This window comes from Acinetobacter sp. YH12027, assembly GCF_013420085.1.
Classification (GTDB): domain Bacteria; phylum Pseudomonadota; class Gammaproteobacteria; order Pseudomonadales; family Moraxellaceae; genus Acinetobacter; species Acinetobacter amyesii.
Window position 1 is genome coordinate 127,584 of sequence record NZ_VOYW01000005.1, and the last position, 18,814, is coordinate 146,397.

The window sequence follows — 18,814 nt, forward strand, 5'->3', positions numbered from 1 at the left end:
TATTTTCAGACCGAACTTGAGAAAAAGGTGGAAAAATTGCAGCAGTTTGCTATTGGTCAACGTTGGTTATCAGATACAGAAACGGAACTGGGTTTAGGTGTTCTTATTGATGTTGATGAGCGATCGGTCAGCATTTTATTCCCGAAAAGTGATGAAACTCGTGTCTATGCCCGTCACAATGCACCTTTATCTCGTATTGTTTTCAATGTAAATGACGAAGTCCAAGACCAAGAAGGTCAAATTTGGACTGTTGAATCTCTTGAAGACCGTGGTGGTGTGGTTCGTTATAACGCGGTACGTAAACTTGCCGATGGCACAGAAGAGCGTAAAGCACTGAATGAAACACGTATTGGTGCAAGTATTCAGTTAGCAAAACCATTAGATCGTTTGCTTGCAAGCCAAGTGGACTATAAAGAATGGTATGACCTGCGTATCGAAGCACTGCTTCTTCAAGCCAATATGAAGTCTAGCCCTCTACGTGGCTTGGTAGGTTCACGTGTGGGTCTCATTCCACACCAACTGTATATTGCGCATGAAGTGGGTAAACGTTTTGCTCCACGTGTATTACTTGCTGACGAAGTTGGTCTGGGTAAAACCATCGAAGCCGGTCTGATCATTCATCAGCAACTCAAAACGGGTCGTTCAGAACGTATCTTGGTCTTAGTACCTGATTCATTGCAATATCAATGGATGATTGAAATGCGTCGTCGTTTCAATCTTGAGTTCTCATTATTTGACTTGACGCGTACAGCTTCGATTAAAGAACACGATCCAGACCTCAACCCATTCTTAACTGAACAATGCATCATTGCGAGTGTCGATTTGATGATCGACCATGATGACTTGCGTGAACAAGCGCTTGAAGCTGGTTTTGATTTGCTCGTGGTCGATGAAGCCCATCATTTAATGTGGTCAGAAGAAGAAGGCGGCAATGACCGTTATGACCTTGTTGAAGAACTTGCTGAAAAAACTCCGGGTGTCTTGTTATTAACCGCAACACCTGAACAATTAGGTGTGGAAAGTCACTTTGCTCGTTTACGTCTACTTGATCCACAACGTTTTAGTTCGCTTGATCGTTTCTTGGATGAAGAAGAGCAGTATCACCAAACAGCTAAAATTGCTGAAGTGCTTATGTCTGATCTCCCACTCGAAGAAGGGCATTTGGCAGCGATTGAAAGCCTATTAGGTCATCGAATTACTGACGAGCCAGAACAACGCTTCCGTGCCATTCACGAATTATTAGACCGTCATGGTACTGGTCGTATTTTATTCCGTAATACCCGTGAAGCGATTCAAGGCTTCCCAGGTCGTGACTGTCAGCCTGCACCATTACCTGCACCAGAAAACTGGTCTAAAGATGGCAAACTACGTGAACAAATGTGGCCTGAAGAAGCGCAGCTTGATGGCTCGTGGATGGAAACCGACCCACGTGTGATGTGGTTGATGGAACGTCTGCGTACAGATCTGAAACACAAAAAAGTGTTATTGATTGCACGTAGTGGTCCAGTGGTTGAGTCTTTAGAAAATGTACTTCGTTTGCATGCGGGTATTCGTACAGCGATGTTCCATGAAGGCATGAGCTTATTAGAGCGTGACCAAGCAGCAGCTTACTTTGCTGAAGAGTCATACGGTGCGCAAATTTTACTATGTTCAGAAATTGGTTCTGAAGGTCGTAACTTCCAGTTTGCATCGGACTTAGTTTTGTTTGACTTGCCTGCAAACCCAGATGTACTTGAACAACGTATTGGTCGTTTAGACCGTATTGGTCAAGAAAATCGTATTCAAATTCATGTGCCTTATCTGGTTGGTACTGCTCAAGAGCGTATGTTCCGTTGGTATAACGAAGCATTAAATATTTTCTGTAATATCTCCCCGACAGCGCAAACTCTCCAAGAAAACTTCATCGTCAATCTGAAAGATTGTTTGTTGGCAGATAAAGGCCAAGAGTTTGAAGATCTGCTCGAAGCGGTGAGTGTACAACGTGAAGCGCTTGAAGCTGAACTTCAAGAAGGTCGTGACCGTTTACTTGAGTACAACTCTTGCCGTCCAATCGTGGCACAAGAAATTGTGACTGCACTTGAAGACTACGACGACAATACTACGTTGCCAATGTTTATGAAGCGCTTCATGGCGTCTACAAACATTGATTTTGATGAGCAAAGTAATGGTACCGTGATCATCAAGCCAACGGATCAAATGCAAGTTCAAGGTCTGACTTTGGACGAAGAAGGTATGACGGCGACGTTCTATCGTGACCAAGCACAGATCCGTGAAGATGCTCAATATTTAACACTTGAGCATCCATTCACTGAAAGTGTGATGGAAATGATTAATACGCAAGGCTTTGGTAGTACCAACGTTGCTGTATTGAAATCGGCCGCTTTACCGCAAGGTTCTGTGTTAATGGAAGTGTGGTTTAAAGTCGATGTCGTTGCACCGAAAGCATTGAACTTGCCGTCAAGTTTGCCACAACAGTTGGTTCGTGTATTACTGAGCGAAAAAGGTCAGGATTTATCGCAAAAAATTGCACCTGAAATTTTACGTCCTTATTTACATCATCTTGATGGCAACAGTTGCCGCCAAGTGGTTAAGGCGCGTCGTGATGTCATTGAACAGCGTTATACGCAAGCGCTTGAAATTGCTCGTGGTGCATTACCGGGCTTTAAACAACAAGCCAAAGAAATCTATGGTAGCAAATGGCAGTATGAAATTGACCGTTTGACTTATTTGAAGCAGTTCAACCCAAGTATTCGTGAAGACGAAATTGCACGTTTACAAAAACTGCAAAAAGAAGGTTTAACACTGCTTGATGGTCTGGCGGTTACACCAGAAGCAATTCAAATTATGGTAGTGGTTAAGCCATAAGTTAAGAATCTTCAAAAAGCACCTTCGGGTGCTTTTTTTTATGGCTAAAAATATAACTGCAAAATTAATCACGACAGATTTACGCTAAATCTAAGTTTTGTATTGTTTATTTTTAATCTAAATTGTCGACATCGGCATAAAAAAAGTAACTATTTTTCAGTAATTCTACAGCTTGATCAAAATCTTCTAGTTCATCCAACATATAAAATATGGCTTCGAGCTTGGTAAAGTCCGGATGATTTTTTGCTAACTGAATTTGGATCGTACATCGGTCTGCTTGGCTGCGTGTTGCATAATGAGCAGTAAGTAAATCAAAGTTGATGTCAATGCATAGCGGCTGTTTTAAGGCAATGGCACCACAATAAGCATGTATTTCAGGTAATAAACGTAAGACTAAATCAGCCTCTTTGCTTTCCGCCACGATGAGCTCTGGGTCTGCGGTCTTACACAAAGCGAGTACTTCAGTTAACAGGGTTGAGTCATCTAGTGTATGGTCTAACACGATGACTTTTTGCGGTTGGGTTAAATCAAAGTCATTTATTAAAATCATAAAACCTCCTGAAAATAGAATGGTTATGCTTTATTTATCTGCGCTATAAAATGAAATGGTGCTACGTTTCGAATCTAAAATTTTCTAAAAATGGTTTTGGATAATGTGTTCAGTCTATGAACGTTCTAAAGTTAATCATGGCGTAGAAAAGCGCCATTTTCTGATTCGAAGCTCAGTTAAATACTGAAATTGTAAAATAGGGTGCTACGCTTCATGCTCATTGCGATACCCAATATACATGCTTTGATTAGTAAAAGAATCGGCATCGCGACATAAGCTGTCGTGATTGATGTCAATTGAATTATGAAGGTGAAATGATTAAATGTATTCTGACATACAGAGATAGCATCATATTCAAATGATTGATCACGAACTGTCTTAATGTCGTGTTTTGATGCTTTAGTTAAGTAAAGTTTTGGCTTGGTTAAATTTATACGTCGATGCTAGCGAGTTGTGGGTAGTTCCGTTAAAATGCTTCAAATTTCAGCAGTTCGTTAGAAGAAAATAAAAATATGAAATCCTTAATTACCTTAGGTAGTAAAACGTCACACGGTGGTGTGGTTTCAGAATGTGAACCTTCATTTGTGATTAATGGTATTGCGGTGCATTTAAACGGCATGAAACATTATTGCCCGAAATGTAATTCGACTGTGGCTGCGATCGCGGCAGATCAAAGTACAACGGTAAAGGGGCGAGGTGTTGTGGTTGCTGGAGATAAAACCAGTTGTGGCGCAACATTTTTACCGAATCAATCAATGGTCGGTTCACAAAAATAATCTGCAAACTGACTTTGAGGTCATCTAGATAAACTTATTGAGTCCTGTTTAAATCGTATTGATCTCTTTATGATGTGGCATCATCAGTTGATTGGATGAGTTTTAGATGAAAAGCGCGATCCATTTTACCCATGCCAATGGTATTCCTGCTGCAAGTTATCGAAAGTTTTTATCCTACTTTGCACCGCAATTTGATGTGAAGGTGATTCCGCTTATTGGTATGGATGAGCGCTATCCGATCACTAAAGATTGGCGATATTTGGTCGATCAAGTCATAGCAGATATCGAGCACCAATTTCCAAAACAAAAAGTGATTGGGCTTGGGCATTCTTTTGGCTCTTTAGTCACCCTTATGGCGGCTTATAAACGTCCAGATTTGTTTTCACAACTGATTATTATGGATCCACCTTTCGTAATCGGTCCTAAGTCTGCCATTTTTGAAGGTATGCAAAAATTAAAGCTCAAAGCTATCGATAAACTTACCCCGGCGGCAATTACATTGAAGCGTAATGACCATTGGCCAAATTTGGATGAAGCCTATACGGCACTACGGAATAATCGTTTATTTAAAAGTTTTGATGCGCAGTGTTTTGAAGATTACTTTGCACAAGGCATTCAAGCTGATGAAAAACGCGGTGGCGTGACCCTCAGCATTCCAAAAGCCGTGGAAGCGCAAATCTTCCGTACAGTGCCTGCATGGTGGTGGCGTACTCCACGAAAAGCCCCTCAAATGCCTGTACACCTTATCACCGCAGATAACAGCCATTTTTATAAACAAGGTTTGCCTGACGGAATGAAGAAAACCTACGGTATTGATTATAGTGTAGTTGAAGGTGGGCACATGTTTCCACTTGAGCAGCCGAAACAGACAGCGCTACACGTCATGCAGTACTTACAGCATTAGAAAAATAAATTTTGCTCATAAAAAAGGAGACCTGAACGTCTCCTTTTTTGACCGTTAATTTTTAGCGAATCTGTGCTTCGTCTAGATGGCGAGCACCTTCCAATATCATACGAATCATAATCATGGTTTGTTCGGCAACTTCTTTGCGTTGTTCTGTCGGTAGATCAATGACTTTTGCACCCATGTTAAACACCAATTGGGTAATACCACGTGCCACGATGTCAGGATGAGCCAACTTGCTCTGATTTAAACGCTCTAGGACGATTAAATCTTCTCTTAATTCTTGTTGGAAATAGTTAAGTTGACGCTCAACTGCATTTTTATAGGAATGCGAACCAGTATAGCCTTCACGAAGCAACAGGCTTAAGTTGCCTTCATCGGCATCTAGCTGCTGAATAAATACTTCAACTGAACTACGAATAATACTGCTTTGGCGTGATGCCTGAAGGCGTGCTTCATGCAAAATTTGACGTAACACACCGCCAGCTCGATCAATCAACTCAATGGCTAATTCATCAATATCTTTGAAATGACGATAGAAACTATTTGGAGCAATGCCAGCTTCACGTGCAACTTCACGCAAACTCAGTGATGAAATACTTTTTTGTGGACCAATTAAATTAAGCGCTGCCTGAAACAGTTCTTCCTTGGTAATTGTTGCTTTACGACCTACAGTGCGAACTGTAAGTGGAGTTTCAGCTTCAGAATGTAAATCTTCCTGGTACATGTTAACCATATTCGTCTGTGCAGACTGAGTCATATTTTTTAATAGATTAAAAACATTAACATATTATAGCGTCTGCTAATAGCTTTTGTGAAAATGTCGATTAAATGCACAAGCGTATATACAAATATATATACATGTGTATAATAATTAAAAACCTCCCATGAGTTGTATTTGATTATGCATGTACTCGAAAAAGCGAAAAAGCCTTTAAACGCAATCAAAGACAGTGTTGTAGACGTCAATGCGGTAAATTTCTGGTTGCAGAAATTTAATCCGTTATGGTCTGGTAATCAGGCACTCGGCAAAATTGTACAAAAAGAAAATGCAGCAAATGAGATGGTCAGCCTAACTATACAGGTGAACCGTTTGTTTAAAATGGGTGAAGCTGGTCAGCATCATCCTGTTTTTGCTCGTGTAAATGGGATCCGTTACGAACGTACTTATAGTTTGACTCAGTTAGATGATCAACACGTATTGCTTAGCGTAAAAAAAGTGAATACGGGTATTGTGAGTACTTGGCTGGTAGAACAAGCACAAGTTGGTGACATCTTAGAATTTGGTCAGCCTTTTGGTGATATGACTTTGGTGTCAAATTCTACACCCTTGCTACTATTGGCTGCGGGTAGTGGTATTACGCCAATGTTGAGTTTGTTGAAAGGGATGAGCAAAACTAAGCAAATTGCGGAGCAACCAATTCAGTTAATGTATTGGGTTAAGTATCACGATGATGCTGCATTCAAATTACGCTTCGAAGCTTTGGCAAATCAATATCCAAACTTTAAATTTCAAATTTTCTTTACCCAAGAAGATGTTGCTGATCCACGATTAAATGCCTCTCACGCTGCTCAATTTGACAACATTGAGCACAGTACTGTGTTTGCATGTGGTCCATCGGGTTTCGTCACTCAGGCCGAAGCGTTATTTGATCATGCACAGTGCTTTATGAGTGAAGCATTTAGCATGAGTCCAATCGCAACGGATGATATTGGCTTTGTGAATGTCACGCTTACGCAATCCAATAAAACCGTCAGTATTCCAAAAGGCCAATCAATTCTAGCAAGTCTTGAGCAGCAAAATATCAAACCTAATCACGGTTGCCGTATGGGCATTTGTAATAAATGTGCCTGCAACAAAGTTGAAGGTTCGACTAAAAATATGGTCAATGGTAGCCAAAATACAGAGCCGGGTAATTTACTCAAAATTTGTGTGAACTCAGCACAGTCAGATCTTGTTATTGATTTATAAGGTAGAAAAAATATGAACATGCCTGTAAAAATTGAATATTTTAAAAATCCAAAAAACCGTGAGTTAACCCAATCGCAATTAGACGAACTTGCGCGTGAGCTTGATGCCATTAAGCAAGAAGTTTTAGATGACTTAGGTGAAAAAGACGCGAAATACATTCGCCGAGTGTATTCGACAGTTCGTTATTCATCTATGGCGGGTCGTGCTTTATTGTTTGCAGGTTGGTTCCCACCAGCGTGGATTTTGGGCACAGGTCTTTTAGGTTTTGCCAAAATCATGGAAAACATGGAATTGGGTCATAATGTCATGCACGGTCAATATGACTGGATGAATGATCCTAAATTCAATGGTCAGACCTACGAATGGGATATCGTAGGGACAGCAGATAACTGGCGCCAAACTCACAATTTTAAACATCATACCTATACCAACATTAAAGGTATGGATGATGATATTGGTTATGGTCTCGTTCGTTTGTTCCCAGAACAGCGTTGGAAGCCGGGCTATCTATTACAACCGATTTATAGCATTCCATTTTGCTTATTGTTCCAATGGGGTGTTGCCATTCAAAACCTTGAATTGGGTAAATACTTTAAAGGTCGCAAAACAAAGCAGCAGACCAAAGAAGAATGGAAGCCAATGCAAGCCAAAATCGGCAAGCAATTATTTAAAGACTATGTGTTCTTCCCGCTTATTGCAGGGCCGGCAGCATTACCTGTGCTCACAGGGAACCTAGTGGCAAATGGTCTTCGTAATATCTGGACGTTTAGTATTATTTTCTGTGGTCACTTCACCAAAGATGTTGAAGTTTTCCCGAAAAAAGTACTTGAAAATGAAAGTCGTGGACATTGGTACATGCGTCAAATTCGTGGTTCTTCAAATCTTACCGGTTCAGAAGCATTTCACATTTTGACAGGGCATTTAAGCCATCAGATCGAACACCATTTATACCCTGATGTTCCTGCGCGTCGTTATCGTAAAATGGCGCCAAAAGTACAGGCCGTATGTGAAAAATATGGTTTGAACTATAACAACGCAAGCTTAGTGAAACAGTACGGCAGTGTACTAAAACGTATTGTGAAATATGCATTTCCATTTAAAAATTAATAAACGCTACACTAAATTTACGGGAAAAAAAGCCATGCAATTGCATGGCTTTTTTATATTAACTTTGGGGAAATATCTATTTTACTTTTTGATATGTAATTTGAGGATCTTAATCAAATTCATATAATTTCCTTTTTTAGCCATACGAATGACCAATTCAATTTCTTCTTTCGTCCACATCTGGCGAGTGGCTGAGAAGGCAAATTGAGCAAGGAGTACAAATGGATTTTCGCCAAATTTAATATGGAGGCCTTTGACATATTTCGGTGGATTGAATTGATTCATATTCTTTTCCCGCTTTTAATATTTGACCGCATTATTTCTAATTAATGAGAAAAATAGCACACTATAAAGTCAAAATAAAAGCAGAATTTTCAAAATTTACCCATATATTAGAGCGACTTAAATTTAAGTTTGTGATTGTTAACTTTGATTAATAAACCAAACTAAATTACTCGACTTTAGTCGAGTTCAGGTAGGCACTTATCCTGTCCATTCATGAAATGGTGGGTGGCCAATTCAAACATAGCGAGGTCTTCATCGCTATTTCCATAGGCATATACCTGCTCATAGTCTTGAAGGTTAAATTGCTCCAAAACTCGAATTTTCTTTTGCTCACCACTACAGTCTAAGGTTTGATACAAACCAGTCAGTATTTGGTCATTGGCTGCTGTTTCGGTACAAATCAGTTTGACCCCGAGCTTTTCGGCCACAGGTTTAAGATATAAATCGACGGATGCAGAAACCAATACGACTTCATGACCGCGTTTTTGGTGTTGCTGTAATTGTTCATATAGCGAAGGATTGAGTTCCGCCATCAAATGTTCAGCATATTGTGCTGCTTGATTTAAAACCTGCTCATGATTGGCTTGGCTAAACATTGCGGCATATAGGCGAGGACGCATTGCATGGGCAGGATATAGCTTGAGATAATAGCCTTGAATCCAAGGGAGAATTTTAATCCCTTGGCGCACGATATGCCTTTTAGGCAGGGAATAGAAGATGAACCCTGTAAAACTGTCTTTGTTACACAGGGTTCCGTCAAAATCAAATAAGGCTAAAGTTTTAGGTTTTTGATGCGGCGCATGCATGTTTGATAACGTCCATCGACTCGTGTGGCAAACCAATTGGTATTGTAATCACGGCTTAATTTCGGCCCAGAAATTACGACTTCAGGCATCATGGCATAAAACGGTTCTTTACCAGTCTTTTCTTGGTACAACTTTTTGACCGCTTTATACGTCAAAGTATCTTCGAAGTCCTGATCTTTTTCTTTTTTAAGATCTGAACGAATTTGCCGTGGCGTCGCAATCACATTGTTTTCTGCAAAAACGGCAATCAGCGCGGTTTCAGACTGGCTTTTTGCTGAACGTGGAGAACCATCTTTATTATAAAGTAAGAGGTCACCATCTAAGCCGAGCTCAGCAGGGGTTAAGTCATTTAACATGCTTTGGAATGCCGCATTACGACTCGAATAACGACCCGAGTTATAATCTGCAAAACGATAAATCGGTTTGTCATATTCAGCTGGATACATCATTAAACGGTGGATGCCGTAATACAAACCGCCATATTGGCTATACATGTCTGTACGTAGTGCCGCAATATTTCCACCTTGGCGTTTGTGGTCTTTGGCATAGCCTATATGAACTTGCATGGAACCCAAAGTGGTAATTGGGTTGAGCTTTTCACCAATATCTTGTCCAACCAGTTTCGCTGCGCCCGTCAAAGCACTCACGTGATAATGTTTAGACATATAGTCAAAAATTTCACGATACAGCTCGTCTAGTTCACGTTCAGTTTGAACACGGCGCATTTGGCTCAGATAGTTATCTTCTGGACTTGGCTGATTTTTTAACACATCTTGGAAATAGCCAGCGACTGTGCCACCGATATCATCACCCAATTTATCTTTAAACTTTTCTTCAAGACGATCTTGAACTTCTTTAACGGCTTTTTCACCGAGTCCCGGCACATGTGGGTCAGCAACAAAATTGGACTCTTGATCGACCACAGCAACAATCGTACAGACATTTTCTTTCGTGGTCGGAATACCGAGCTGATCACTAATGTCATAGATATCATTGGCCCATGAAAGACGTTCATTCACGCGAGGTGGAATGGCTTTTTTAATCTGTTCCGCTTCCATAGTGGGTTCATCTTTGCTCCACCATGAACCATTACCACAGGCAGCCAAGCCAATGGATAAAGCCAGTACAGAAAGGGATTTAAAGCATAATGGGGTCGAAAAAGTTTTGTTCATATTTTCCAATAAACTCAGCCATATGGGGGCGACAAAGCAGGAGCAGTATACTATGCAAAATACATAAGTAATGAATAAATATGTATATGCCTCATAGGTGATTGTCAATCTATTTATGGAGATCTACACGTGTAGAAACAAGCAGTTTGGTTGGGATGATTGGAAAAAGAATGCTTTTTGAGCTAAATAGATGAATATTCCAATATCATTTTCAACAGATTATAAAAAATGAAGGTATATAATAGCTGAAATCCATAATTTTTTAAGGGGATTGTTATGCCAGCTAAATTTTTTAGTCGTTTCTTGGGTTTGATTGCGTTAGTTATGGTATTGGGGGCAATCGTCATCAACTTTGTTGTGGCTAAGCCAGTGGTGGAATATTGGATATTACTTTTACTACCTTGTTTTGCCGTTCCAATTTTAACTTCAGTGATGATTACCAAGGATGAAAATCTTTAAATCGTGACTCATAAAATCTATTTTTTAATTCAATAGATGATCACTACTCAGCCTTTGCAAAAAGCTCACATCGGGTGGGCTTTTTGTTGATGTGTCTAAAGTATTTTATACTGTGCAAATGAGAAATTTAAAACGCCAGCACAAATTAAAGGTATCAAACGTGATTTGGTCAACTGAACAAGATGCCGTGTTGATCGAACATGCAGATTTAGCTATGTCTGAATTAATCCAGCACTTGGGATTTAGTGAAGAAGACATTTTACAAAGAAAAAAAGTATTGGGTTTAAACCGGCGGGCACGTCAAATTCAACGTTTATATTTTAAATAATTGAAATCAAATTCATTGACAGCTGCGAAAGACTTAAAAAATGCCTGTGAATTTAAAAACCCACAATCTGTGGGCTTTTAAATTTTTGCTCAATTATTTTGCAACAGTTTCAGAAGCAGGAGCCGCTTCAGTTGCGTCTTGAGCAACTTCAGTTGTTTGAGCTTCAGATGCAGCAGCTTCAACTTTTTGTTCTTCAGCAGCAAATGTAGTTGCAGCAGCAGCAGAGATAAGTGTAGCGAAAAGTACTTTGTTTAAAGTTTTCATGATTCAATCTTCAGTCTATTTTTTTGGAAAAATAACTTAATGTATTAATCATGATAAAAGTGTAATTAAAATTGGTTGTTATGTGTCTAGATTGTGAACATTTGTTGAAAACTTATCAAAATAAATCAATAGTTTGAAATCCATTACAAAATAATATGTGTCATTCAAATGTCGTTTAATATTTGAAAGGCTTTAAAAAGAAAAACCCGAATAAATCGGGAAGTGTATTTTACATTGTTATTACAGCGAAACTTACACACTTTTCGCTTAATAACAATTTATCGCTGAAATATGACGCCATGATGAAAGGGAGATTATTCAGCAGGGCATTCAATTTTGAGTTTTTCTTTGTAATAGTCCTGTGCAATCTTCAAATCATTCAACATTTTATCTTGAGTATAGTCTTGGGCTGCGAGTTTGAGCATGGCAGGCATGTAGTTAGTTTTATATTCATGAGGGTAGTCATGACATAAGACTTGGGTTTTTTCCTTGATCGATGTACTTGGAGCATCTAAAACATCAAGGTATTGACTGATTTGCGCATCTGACTGCTCAAATTGTTGAGTCGCTTGTTCCGTTGTTAAATCAGCGTTTTGGCTTTCAGCTGCAGCCACCTCGTCATTCGGTTGTTGGCAGGCAGTCAGAAAAGTAGCAAAAAATATAAAAGAGAAAATTTTCAATTTTTTCATAAAGTTCAACTCACTGATGTGAATTTATAGGGTTTAAGTTTTCAATGATTTTAGCATTACCCTCTATAGTAACACCTGTGCAGGCAGATACGCAGAAAGTCTGATGTTGAATCGATAGTGTGTTAACTACATGGCTGATGCATAAGTTTCAACGACTCTTAAGCAAAAGCGTAGAAATTTTTGTTTGGAATTACTAAACTATCGCATTGCAAATTTTCCGTCCAATTCCGAAGCTTCAAATTCCTCAATTCAATCGTTGAACGATGTTGATATTCATTGTCATCATTCAATTGCATAATCATTGCCATGAAACTTTTTTACGCTCAACAGATTTTGCGAACATACATTTGAATTTAGCATTGTAAAAGTGGCTTGGAAGATTTCGAATGTGGTTCGGGCATCATTTGCTAAATATAGCTAGAGGTTAAAACATTGAGTCAACATCCTGTCATTCAAGAATTATTCGATCGTCCCATCGAGAGAAAACTGTGGGTGGCACCTATGGCAGGTGGGTTAGATTACGTTACTATTTACAATAACATCCAATTTAATGAGTATAAATAGTGCATTATCTAACCAAAATTATTAACGGACTAACAATTTGCTTCCTAGCATCAGTGAATTGCTATGCTAAAGATGAACCATCAAATGCTAATAATGTAATTGAATTTAAATGGTACGAAGCCAAAAATTATTACAACAGAATAATGAGAGAGTCTAGAGAAGCCAAAAGGAATGATAGTGATTGTGAGAAAAAACTGGATAGCTGTGATAAAGATATGAAAAGCTATCTTTATTACCCGAAAGCATTAGCTGACGCAAAAGCTCGCTTAGAAGCAGCTGAAAGTAAACTATATGAGAAAATATCATTAGAATTTAATGCAGAGAATGCTGGGGTTCAGAAAGATTAATACTTTTATAAGAAGCGGCGTAATCAGAAAAGTCTTGTCGCGTTAAATAATAGATATTCTTTTCAGAAATATCTAAACTAGCGATATGCTGTAGTGCTCCTGTTTTTGTCCTAGCAAAACTGTCCGCCTCATCCAAATACTGAAATATGAATTCTCTGAGTGTTTTTGCTTAAGTTGCACCTCAGGGTTCAACATTTTTTCAGGGTGCAATTCAATTTCTGCCTCTGCGCGTTTAATCCACTCATCAGCCAAAGACTTTTAGCTAAATGTTTTGGATTGCTTGAATTCTGGGTAGCCTTGAAGTTGTACGCGGACTTGAGCTCTATACCGAGTTGTACCGTCTTTTGTTTGTCGCTTAGTGACTGTACCTATAAATTTGCAACATTGAAATTTCGTGGTGCAAATAGGTTGCAACTAAAGAGCATTAAAAGTCAATACGAAGCGACTAAACGAAGTTAAACGAGGTTAAAAGATTTTGAGTAAAAACAATGTCATTCAAGAATTATTCGATCGTCCCATCGAGAGAAAACTGTGGGTGGCACCTATGGCAGGGGTTACAGATCGCCCATTTCGTACACTTTGCAAATACTTTGGCGCAGGTCATGCTGTCAGTGAAATGATGACGGCAGATAAAACGCTACGCATGAGTAAAAAGAGTCTTTATCGTGCCAATTTTGATGGTGAGATAGCACCTATCTCAGCTCAAATTGCAGGGTCAGATCCAGCTGAGCTGGCTGAAGCTGCGCGCTATCAGGTAGCAAATGGTGCGCAAATTGTCGACATTAATATGGGATGTCCGGCGAAGAAAGTCTGTAATAAATTGGCAGGTTCTGCGCTACTCAAAGATGAAGACTTGGTGGCTCGCATTTTAGATGCTGTGGTTGATGCAGTTGATGTGCCCGTGACCTTAAAAACCCGTTTGGGCTATCTCAATGGTCATGAAAACATTATGCGCGTTGCGAAACGCGCCGAAGAAGCTGGCATTGCTGCATTGGCACTTCATGGTCGTACACGTGAAGATATGTATCTGAATACGGCGCGTTATAGCTTAATTAAAGATGTGAAATCGTTGATCAATATTCCTGTGATTGCCAATGGTGATATTGATACACCTGAAAAAGCTAAATATGTATTGGATTATACCGGTGCCGATGCAGTCATGATTGGTCGTGCAGCTCAAGGTCGCCCATGGATATTCCGTGAAATAGGACATTACCTGACGACAGGTGAGCATATGGCGGCGCCAAGTATTATGGAGGTTCGTGACGTATTGCTTGGACATTTATCTGAGTTATATGGTTTTTATGGTGAATATTCAGGTTGTCGAATTTCACGTAAACATATTGCTTGGTATACCAAAGGTTTACGCTCTAGTAATGAGTTCCGCCAAAATATGTATAAAGTTGAATCTACAGCAGATCAATATAAAGTCGTCGAGAACTATTTTAATCACTTACTCGATCATGGTCAGATCATGAGTGATGTTCAAGTTGATCAGGTCAATTTGCTTGAAACCAAGTAACTTAAAGTCAAACGAAATAGATCTGTGCAATGTGATACAAAGTAGGCCGCTGTAAGTTAGTTAGATTGATTTGAAATAAGTACCTAATAAAAAGCCCTCAATGTTGAGGGCTTTTTATTAGGCATTCATGTTTGAATGATGCGTTGAGCGAGGTCTTAGTTAAAGCGCATTTCTAAAACCAATTGATTGATCAAGTCGGGTGCTTCCAATTCACGTATTTGAGAGACATTAGTTCCTGCCCAAAATGCACCATATTCATGTACGCCATGCTTGCTGGCTGCTGCATGTAATTGTTTGCCTAAATCATAGCTATATGGGTAAGCCGGAACGGTTGGGCGAGTCGGCGTATCAATATCTGTGTGCCAGTTATTGATAATGCCACGTGCAGGCCGGCCTGAAATACTTGATGTAATCTGCGTGATGGGCGCATCAAATAGTGCTTTGCGATAAGCTTCATTTGCATTTGATGTTTTGCATTGCACAAAAGCAGTGCCCAATTGAACAGCATCTGCACCCAACTCCATAATTTGATAGGCCTGATGTCCATTCATAATGCCGCCAGCAGCAACAATGGGGCATTGAATATGGCGTTTCAAGAGCTGAACCAAATCACGAGTCTTGACGCTGCTATCAAAGTTTTCATTGAAAATGCCGCGGTGACCACCAGCTTCAATACCTTGAGCAATCACGATATCAATGCCTGCAGCTTCGATCAGTTTAGCTTCTGCTAAGTTGGTTGCAGAAACTAGAGTCAAAATACCCGCTTGTTTCAAGGCCTGGATTTGATGTGGATGTGGAATACCAAAATGGAAGCTTACCGCTTTAGGGCGCGTTTCCAGTAAGAGGTTTAGAAAATGGTCATTGTCTTTAAAGCTTGGATAAATACAGTTCAGTGCTTCTGGAGCTTCTGCATTATATTGAGCAAAGCGTGATTTAAATTGCATGATCCATTTGGCAGCAACTTGTTCATCGAGTTCTACTGTATCATGACAAAAGAAATTCACCTGAAAAGGTTGGTCAGTAAGTTCTTGAGTTTGTAAAATTTGCTGACGTGCATTCTCAACACTGCTTGCACCTAAACCCAGTGAACCAAGTCCACCTTGATTTGACACTTCTGCAGCAAGCTCAGGTGTAGAAACACCTGCCATTGGGGCAAGAAATATAGGGTGTTTGATGCCAAGTTTTTCTAATAAAGTCATGTGCATACTCCAATCACTCTAATTACTTTGCCCAAGCGAGTGAAATTAAGCAAATAATATTCGTTATTTCATATCAAAATGGTCTTATGCTTACACGAAAGTTGTACTTGAAATTAAGCGACACCTCGTGTCGTAGTAATGATGTATGACCCGACTTTTGAGGTGGATCCTTTTAAAATAATGCTGTGTTCACTTTAAATTTATAATTCTCCCATGTCTGAACGTATCCGTGAAAAACTGCAAATTTTAGCCGATGCTGCCAAATATGATGTCTCATGTTCTTCGAGTGGTAGTAAGCGCCAAAATAAAGACAAAGGTCTGGGTAATACTGGAAACGGCATTTGCCATAGCTATACCGAAGATGGTCGCTGTGTTTCGTTATTAAAAATTCTATTTTCCAATGTCTGTATTTTTGACTGCGCATATTGTGTGTCCCGTCGAAGTAACGACGTAAAGCGCGCAGCATTTACGGTACAGGAAGTGGTCGATTTGACCATGAATTTTTATCGTCGGAACTATATTGAGGGGCTATTTTTAAGTTCGGGAATTTTTAAATCAGCAGATTACACCATGGAGCGCATGTTGCAAGTGGTGAAAAAGCTGCGTTTAGAAGAAAATTTCAATGGTTATATTCATCTGAAGACCATTCCGGGGGCATCTCAGGAAATCATTACCGAAGCAGGTTTATATGTCGACCGTATGAGTATTAATTTGGAAATGCCGACAGAAGATGGTTTAAAAAAATTTGCACCTGAAAAAAGTCATGTCGAAGTTCAAAAAGACTTAGGTATCGTCCGAGACCGTTTGATTCAATTTAAAGATGAACGAAAAATAATACGTACAGTGCCTAAGTTTGTACCCGCAGGACAAACGACGCAAATGGTGGTGGGCGCACATCAAGAGTCTGACCGTGATGTCATACTGATGGCAGACCGTCATTACAAAGAGTTTAAGCTTAAGCGTGTGTATTACTCAGGTTATATTCCAATTAATGAAGAGGAGCGTGCGCTGCCAGCTGTGGGTTCTGCGCCACCGTTATTACGAGAAAATCGGTTGTATCAAAGTGACTGGTTGATGCGTTTTTATGGGTTTGAAGCGACAGAGTTGGTCGATGAAGAGCATCCAAATTTAGAATTGGATATTGATCCAAAATTAGCGTGGGCACTGCGTCATCCAGAGCAATTTCCCGTGGATATCAGCCGTGCAGAATATCAGATGATCTTGCGAGTGCCGGGTATTGGTGTACGTTCTGCTCAAAAAATTGTTCAAGCACGACGTTTTGGGAAAATCCATATCGACCAATTAAAACGTATGGGTATTTCCTACAACAGAGCACAACATTTTATACGCTGTGAAGATTCTCCCAAATTTATTCGAGATCAACAGCCACATCAAATACGTCAGCAGATCTTGCAAAGTGGTCAGTCGAAATATACTCAGCAGATTTCACATCAATTGAACTTAGGTTTTTAGGATACAGTCGTGAGTATTTATGTCTTTGATGGCACGATGACAGGATTACTAAGCTGCATTTTTCGGGCCTTTCAATTTAAGGAATTTGACGTACAGATTTGCACGGATGGGCAAGTACAGGCGGGTCTTTTCGCCGATGTCATTGATGTAGCAAGTCATGATGAACATGCACAGCGGGTATGGCAGGGTTTAAAACTCAAAGCATCTGATCGTGCGTTGAAACAGTTTTATTATGCATTTTTATCCGAGCAGCAGCAGGCTTTTCAGCATTGCTTTAATTTTGCAGTGTATGTGTTTCAGCAGCAGCGAGATGTATCAAAGAATTATGGTCATGCAGACGTATTGGGTCTGAGTCAATGGGCGAAGCAAGTGGGACGTGAAAAACATCGTATGGAAGCTTTTGTGCGTTTTAAAAAATGTCAGGATGGTTTGTTTATCAGTTTAGTCTCACCTGACTTTAATGTATTGCCTTTGATCGAACGGCATTTCAAATCACGCTATCAAGATCAACGTTGGTTGATTTACGATGAAAAACGCAGCTACGGCATTTACTATGATCTACAGCAGGTGCATCAAGCGGATATGGATGCCACAACCATAGATGGGCAAATACAGTCAGGCCATAGTCAATCTTTCAATATCGAACTGGATGATGAGGAAGTTTTATATGATCAGCTTTGGAAAGATTATTTTAGAAGTGTCAATATTGAAGCCCGACGTAATATGAAATTACATGTGCAGTATGTGCCACGTCGTTATTGGCGTTATCTGAATGAAAAAGCGATTTAGGTGCGAATCATCTAGTTGTTTTCGGGCATAATGATCGAGCTTTTGATTGTTTAAGTGAGACTTTGATGAAATTATTTCTTGTTACAACCGTTCTGACGGCAATGACGCTCACGGCGTGTTCTGCAAATGAACAAGAAAAGAAAACATTCAATCCGCAAAGTTATCAAGTTGCCGATACAGCGGGATTACAACAACGCTTTGAACAATTAAATCAGACTCTAGCAGCTGATTTTAGCCAACTAAAAAAAGTAGAAAGTATGGCTTTTTCAGATCAATCCGCTTTAGATGTTCAGAACTTAAAAACTTTAAATCAGCATTTTGTTGCCAATACCGCTTTAAAAAGCTCCAAAATTGCCTATTGCGAAGTAATGAATCATTATTTTTCTGAAATGTATCATCTCGGACATGTGAACTTAGCCTTGGTGAAAGACGTTAAACTGCCAAATGCCGCAAACGAAGATTTGAGTCAGGTATTTGCGAATACAGACCAATTTTATGATTTTATTATCAACCGCTATACCACATACAAGCATGCACAAGAAACCATGCAATATGGTTGTAATCTAAAAGCTGCACTAGCAGATTAAAAAAAGCCCCTCATTTGAGGGTAATGCCAGTCAGTTAAGCAAATTTTAGTAAAATGTAGTAAAAATGAGTGTATGTGAATACGCTCATTTTTTTATGTCTTTATCTGAACATTTAGAATCCACTCTTGAACATTCTCTCCCATCACTCAACCATTT

20 protein-coding genes and 1 pseudogene are annotated in these 18,814 nt (G+C 39.6%); 12 read left to right on the top strand and 9 right to left on the bottom strand.

Annotated features, from left to right (window positions below; translation table 11 throughout):
* Positions 1-27: 27 nt before the first annotated feature.
* Positions 28-2,865, top strand: coding sequence for an RNA polymerase-associated protein RapA (gene rapA / locus FTT94_RS02280; protein ID WP_180003802.1), 2,838 nt, complete (start codon positions 28-30; stop codon positions 2,863-2,865).
* A 112-nt stretch (positions 2,866-2,977) separates the two neighbouring features.
* Here the strand turns inward: rapA and FTT94_RS02285 are convergent, their stop codons facing one another.
* The gene (locus FTT94_RS02285; RefSeq protein WP_180007928.1) at positions 2,978-3,415 is read right to left on the bottom strand and encodes a hypothetical protein; all 438 of its coding nucleotides are present in this window, start codon (positions 3,413-3,415) and stop codon (positions 2,978-2,980) included.
* A gap of 512 nt (positions 3,416-3,927) precedes the next feature.
* On the opposite strand from FTT94_RS02285, the gene FTT94_RS02290 reads away from it, so the two are divergent.
* Both FTT94_RS02290 and FTT94_RS02295 read left to right on the top strand, forming a co-directional pair.
* The gene (locus FTT94_RS02290; protein ID WP_168377714.1) at positions 3,928-4,191 is read left to right on the top strand and encodes a PAAR domain-containing protein; all 264 of its coding nucleotides are present in this window, start codon (positions 3,928-3,930) and stop codon (positions 4,189-4,191) included.
* A 106-nt stretch (positions 4,192-4,297) separates the two neighbouring features.
* Positions 4,298-5,095, top strand: a complete 798-nt coding sequence (locus FTT94_RS02295) for an alpha/beta fold hydrolase (protein WP_180170161.1) — start codon at positions 4,298-4,300, stop codon at positions 5,093-5,095.
* A 61-nt stretch (positions 5,096-5,156) separates the two neighbouring features.
* Here the strand turns inward: FTT94_RS02295 and fabR are convergent, their stop codons facing one another.
* Positions 5,157-5,855, bottom strand: a complete 699-nt coding sequence (fabR, locus tag FTT94_RS02300; RefSeq protein WP_078188804.1) for an HTH-type transcriptional repressor FabR — start codon at positions 5,853-5,855, stop codon at positions 5,157-5,159.
* A 144-nt stretch (positions 5,856-5,999) separates the two neighbouring features.
* On the opposite strand from fabR, the gene FTT94_RS02305 reads away from it, so the two are divergent.
* Together FTT94_RS02305 and FTT94_RS02310 are read left to right on the top strand one after the other, a co-directional pair.
* On the top strand, positions 6,000-7,067 hold the full coding sequence (locus FTT94_RS02305; protein ID WP_180170162.1) for a ferredoxin reductase: 1,068 nt from the start codon (positions 6,000-6,002) through the stop codon (positions 7,065-7,067).
* A 12-nt stretch (positions 7,068-7,079) separates the two neighbouring features.
* Positions 7,080-8,174, top strand: coding sequence for an acyl-CoA desaturase (locus FTT94_RS02310; RefSeq protein WP_180170163.1), 1,095 nt, complete (start codon positions 7,080-7,082; stop codon positions 8,172-8,174).
* An 81-nt stretch (positions 8,175-8,255) separates the two neighbouring features.
* Here the strand turns inward: FTT94_RS02310 and FTT94_RS02315 are convergent, their stop codons facing one another.
* The 3 genes from FTT94_RS02315 to FTT94_RS02325 form a co-directional block, all read right to left on the bottom strand.
* Positions 8,256-8,459 carry a hypothetical protein gene (locus FTT94_RS02315; protein ID WP_078188800.1) on the bottom strand — a complete coding sequence of 68 codons (204 nt, stop codon included), beginning with the start codon at positions 8,457-8,459 and terminating at the stop codon, positions 8,256-8,258.
* Between the two features lie 176 nt (positions 8,460-8,635).
* Positions 8,636-9,265, bottom strand: a complete 630-nt coding sequence (locus tag FTT94_RS02320) for an HAD-IB family hydrolase (protein WP_180040082.1) — start codon at positions 9,263-9,265, stop codon at positions 8,636-8,638.
* The gene (locus tag FTT94_RS02325; protein ID WP_180107390.1) at positions 9,232-10,437 is read right to left on the bottom strand and encodes a DUF1615 family protein; all 1,206 of its coding nucleotides are present in this window, start codon (positions 10,435-10,437) and stop codon (positions 9,232-9,234) included. Before FTT94_RS02325 ends, FTT94_RS02320 begins: the two co-directional genes overlap by 34 nt.
* Before the next feature lie 276 nt (positions 10,438-10,713).
* On the opposite strand from FTT94_RS02325, the gene FTT94_RS02330 reads away from it, so the two are divergent.
* Both FTT94_RS02330 and FTT94_RS02335 read left to right on the top strand, forming a co-directional pair.
* Positions 10,714-10,896 carry a hypothetical protein gene (locus FTT94_RS02330; RefSeq protein WP_180170164.1) on the top strand — a complete coding sequence of 61 codons (183 nt, stop codon included), beginning with the start codon at positions 10,714-10,716 and terminating at the stop codon, positions 10,894-10,896.
* Between the two features lie 160 nt (positions 10,897-11,056).
* On the top strand, positions 11,057-11,224 hold the full coding sequence (locus FTT94_RS02335; protein WP_373683444.1) for an acyl-CoA thioesterase: 168 nt from the start codon (positions 11,057-11,059) through the stop codon (positions 11,222-11,224).
* Positions 11,225-11,317: 93 nt separating this feature from the next.
* Here the strand turns inward: FTT94_RS02335 and FTT94_RS02340 are convergent, their stop codons facing one another.
* Both FTT94_RS02340 and FTT94_RS02345 read right to left on the bottom strand, forming a co-directional pair.
* Positions 11,318-11,488, bottom strand: a complete 171-nt coding sequence (locus tag FTT94_RS02340) for a hypothetical protein (protein ID WP_180170165.1) — start codon at positions 11,486-11,488, stop codon at positions 11,318-11,320.
* 314 nt (positions 11,489-11,802) lie between these two features.
* A complete protein-coding gene (locus tag FTT94_RS02345) occupies positions 11,803-12,177 on the bottom strand; it encodes a hypothetical protein (RefSeq protein WP_180134792.1) in 375 nt (124 codons plus the stop codon).
* 563 nt (positions 12,178-12,740) lie between these two features.
* On the opposite strand from FTT94_RS02345, the gene FTT94_RS02350 reads away from it, so the two are divergent.
* Positions 12,741-13,088, top strand: coding sequence for a hypothetical protein (locus FTT94_RS02350; RefSeq protein ID WP_180040079.1), 348 nt, complete (start codon positions 12,741-12,743; stop codon positions 13,086-13,088).
* 16 nt (positions 13,089-13,104) lie between these two features.
* Here FTT94_RS02350 and FTT94_RS16590 read toward each other — a convergent pair.
* A pseudogene (locus tag FTT94_RS16590) lies at positions 13,105-13,460 on the bottom strand (site-specific integrase); the annotation flags it as partial.
* 103 nt (positions 13,461-13,563) lie between these two features.
* On the opposite strand from FTT94_RS16590, the gene dusB reads away from it, so the two are divergent.
* On the top strand, positions 13,564-14,610 hold the full coding sequence (gene dusB, locus FTT94_RS02355; protein WP_180022264.1) for a tRNA dihydrouridine synthase DusB: 1,047 nt from the start codon (positions 13,564-13,566) through the stop codon (positions 14,608-14,610).
* 155 nt (positions 14,611-14,765) lie between these two features.
* Here the strand turns inward: dusB and FTT94_RS02360 are convergent, their stop codons facing one another.
* On the bottom strand, positions 14,766-15,809 hold the full coding sequence (locus FTT94_RS02360; protein ID WP_180109149.1) for a nitronate monooxygenase family protein: 1,044 nt from the start codon (positions 15,807-15,809) through the stop codon (positions 14,766-14,768).
* A 213-nt stretch (positions 15,810-16,022) separates the two neighbouring features.
* Between FTT94_RS02360 and FTT94_RS02365 the strand changes: the two genes are divergently transcribed.
* From FTT94_RS02365 to FTT94_RS02375, 3 genes are all read left to right on the top strand, one after another.
* Positions 16,023-17,282: a putative DNA modification/repair radical SAM protein gene (locus tag FTT94_RS02365; protein ID WP_180170166.1), complete on the top strand. Its 1,260-nt coding sequence runs from the start codon at positions 16,023-16,025 to the stop codon at positions 17,280-17,282.
* 9 nt (positions 17,283-17,291) lie between these two features.
* Complete coding sequence (locus FTT94_RS02370) at positions 17,292-18,071, top strand: TIGR03915 family putative DNA repair protein (RefSeq protein ID WP_180170167.1); 780 nt, start codon at positions 17,292-17,294, stop codon at positions 18,069-18,071.
* A 65-nt stretch (positions 18,072-18,136) separates the two neighbouring features.
* Positions 18,137-18,658 (top strand): hypothetical protein, encoded by a 522-nt coding sequence (locus FTT94_RS02375; protein WP_180022261.1) that lies wholly within the window; start codon positions 18,137-18,139, stop codon positions 18,656-18,658.
* The last annotated feature ends 156 nt before the right edge of the window (positions 18,659-18,814 follow it).